2 protein-coding genes are annotated in these 2,838 nt (G+C 45.3%); one reads left to right on the top strand and one right to left on the bottom strand.

The genetic code is table 11. The annotated features are described in order from the left end of the window. The coding region (locus tag VK541_RS19935; RefSeq protein ID WP_324372197.1) for an ATP-dependent DNA helicase at positions 1-1,578 on the bottom strand (1,578 nt) is incomplete at its 3' end. A 157-nt stretch (positions 1,579-1,735) separates the two neighbouring features. Between VK541_RS19935 and VK541_RS19930 the strand changes: the two genes are divergently transcribed. After that, on the top strand, positions 1,736-2,838 hold a 1,103-nt coding region (locus tag VK541_RS19930; RefSeq protein WP_324372195.1), incomplete at its 3' end, for a carboxypeptidase-like regulatory domain-containing protein.

The following is a 2,838-nucleotide window of genomic DNA, read 5'->3' as shown; positions in this document are numbered from 1 at the left end:
AACCTGGGCCATGAATTTATCTGCATTTGCCCTGACAGCGATCAGGTCCTTTGACAACTTCTCAGCCCACTTATGGTGCTTTTGTTTTGCAGACCGGTGTATGTCTTTGGTATAGGAATGTATGTGATCATAGACGTAATTGTCAAGTGCGCTCAAATCAAAACACCGCTGCAGGTACGTCCTTAAAAATACTTCGCTTTCCTGCTCTACCCATTGCTGCAAACTGGCAATTTCAGGCTTGTTTTTAGCAAATGAAGTCACATTCTGGTCCTGACGAATACCTGTCCCCCCAATCTGTGAAGTAAGGATCAGACCGTCCAAAGATCTCAGACGTGACAATGCCACATAGATCTGCCCGGGCGCAAAGGCATTTCCGATATCAATGATCGCCTTATCGAAAGTCAGACCCTGACTTTTGTGCACCGTAATGGCCCAGGCCAGTTTCAGCGGATATTGTGTAAAGGTTCCTGCAAGATCTTCTTCAATCTCTCCGGTAACTTTATCAGTAGTATATTTTATGTTTTTCCAGGTGTATTTTTCCAGTACGATCTTTTCCTTACTCCCATCGGCCTGAACTTCTATCAAATCTGATTTGAGTGAGACCACCGTGGCTATTTTGCCGTTAAAAAATCGCTGCTCTCCTGTCGGGTCATTTTTGATGAACATGACCTGCGCGCCGATCTTCAGCTCAAGTACCTGCTCCGCAGGATAGGAAAACTCACTGAAATCATCTTCAATCCTGGCTTTGTACAGGTACGAAGGGACACTGAGTTCATCCAGGCTCTGTTTATTCAGCGCATCAGCTTTATTATTGTGCGTGGTTAATGTAATGTACTTATCATCAAGCGAGGGTTTGAAATCTGCTTTATAATAGGTTTCCAATAACGCAACATCTTCGGCAGTAACCCTATTGTTCCGCAGGTTATTCAGCAGGTCTATAAATACCTGATCGGCCTGCCTGTATATTTTTTCCAGCTCAATGTATACAGGCGGGTCCTGCTGCAGGGCCAGGGCATCAAAAAAATACACACTTTTATAAAATTCAGCAAGCAGGTTCCATTCATTGCCTTTCACCACAGGTGGCAACTGGTGCATGTCCCCGATAAAAAGCACTTGTACACCACCAAAACTGGCCGTATTGTTTCTCCTGACGTACCTTAATACCATGTCTATCGCGTCCAGCAGGTCAGCCCTGAGCATACTCACCTCATCGATGATCAGCAGCTCCATATCCAGCAGTACCTTGCGCTTTGCAGCATTCATATTCAGATGCCTGACAATAGATTTCGGGGTATTGTATTGCTGATCGTAGTGGCTTCCATCTGCAGCCGGCTGTTTGGGCAGATAAGTCCCAAAGGGCAGCTGAAAAAGCGAATGGACGGTTACCCCGGCCGCGTTGATCGCAGCTATACCTGTTGGCGCAGCTATCACGGCCTTTTTATGGGTCAGGTCTATCAGGTTCCTGAGAAAAGTTGTCTTCCCCGTCCCGGCCTTTCCCGTCAGAAATATATGTTTAGATGTATAGTTTACAAACCTCGCCGCAAGTTCGGCGGGACTGGACGTTTCAGAATTCAACATAAGCAAAGTTAATAAGAACTTACTACTTTACTATAATCAGCAATTAGCGGAAACTTTGTTCCAATGAGCGTCTTTTTAATTTTAACAAAATTTAACACACCAGGTATTTTATTACTAAAGATTTAGTTATACCTTCGGATTACCTAATTGTTACCCGATGAAATTATCCGCTCTCACAACGCTGATACTATTGCTATGCGCCCCAATGCTGTTTGCCCAAAAGCAATACATGGTTAAAGGCAGCGTAACTGACAGTATGGCGACCTACAAGCTGGTCAACACTACGATCACACTCCTCCACCAAAAAGATTCGACTCTTGTAAAATATACCCGTGCCGATGCTGAAGGAAGTTTTACGCTGAACAGCCTGAAACCGGGCAAATTTATCTTACTGGTCACCTATCCGGGTTATGCGGATTATGTGGAAGAGTTTGCCCTGGACTCTGCACACAGCAGCAGGGATTTTGGAAAACTTAACCTCATCCTCAAGGCGACCTTACTGGCCGATGTCATCATAAAAGGCAAGGCTGCAGCCATCAAAATCAAGGGCGACACCACGGAGTTCAATGCGGGAAGTTATAACATCACCCCAAACTCTAAGGTCGAAGACCTGCTCAAACAACTGCCCGGCATACAGGTAGACAAGGATGGAAAGATCACCGCACAGGGTGAAACCGTTAACAAAGTACTGGTAGACGGCGAAGAATTTTTTGGTGACGACCCGACACTGGTCACCAAAAACATCCGCGGTGATATGGTAGATAAAGTTCAGCTTTACGATAAAAAAAGTGACCAGGCTACTTTTACAGGAATCGACGACGGCGAAAAGACCAAAACCATCAACATTAAACTCAAAGAAGATAAAAAGAACGGCTATTTTGGCAAAGCAGAAGCAGGCATAGGGACAGACAAATTCTACCAGAACCAGATCATGTTCAACGCCTTCAAAGGCAAGCAAAGGATTGCCGGGTATGGTATCTTTGGCAATACCGGGCAGACGGGCCTGGGCTGGAGCGACAGCGATAAATATTCAGGCAACAACAATATGGAAGTGATGGCAGACGGAGGCATTATGATGTTCAATGATGGCGATGAATTCAGTTCCTGGGACGGCCGTTACAACGGCCAGGGAATCCCTGCGGTAAATAACGGCGGCCTGCATTATGAAAACAAATGGGACAGCGACAAGTATGCCTTAAACACCAATTATAAAGTGGGGCAGATGAACGTAGAAGGAACGAGAAATACGTTATCACAAAA

It is taken from the genome of Pedobacter sp. (assembly GCF_035317785.1).
GTDB lineage: Bacteria > Bacteroidota > Bacteroidia > Sphingobacteriales > Sphingobacteriaceae > Pedobacter.
This window is presented reverse-complemented; position numbering and strand designations above follow the sequence as displayed.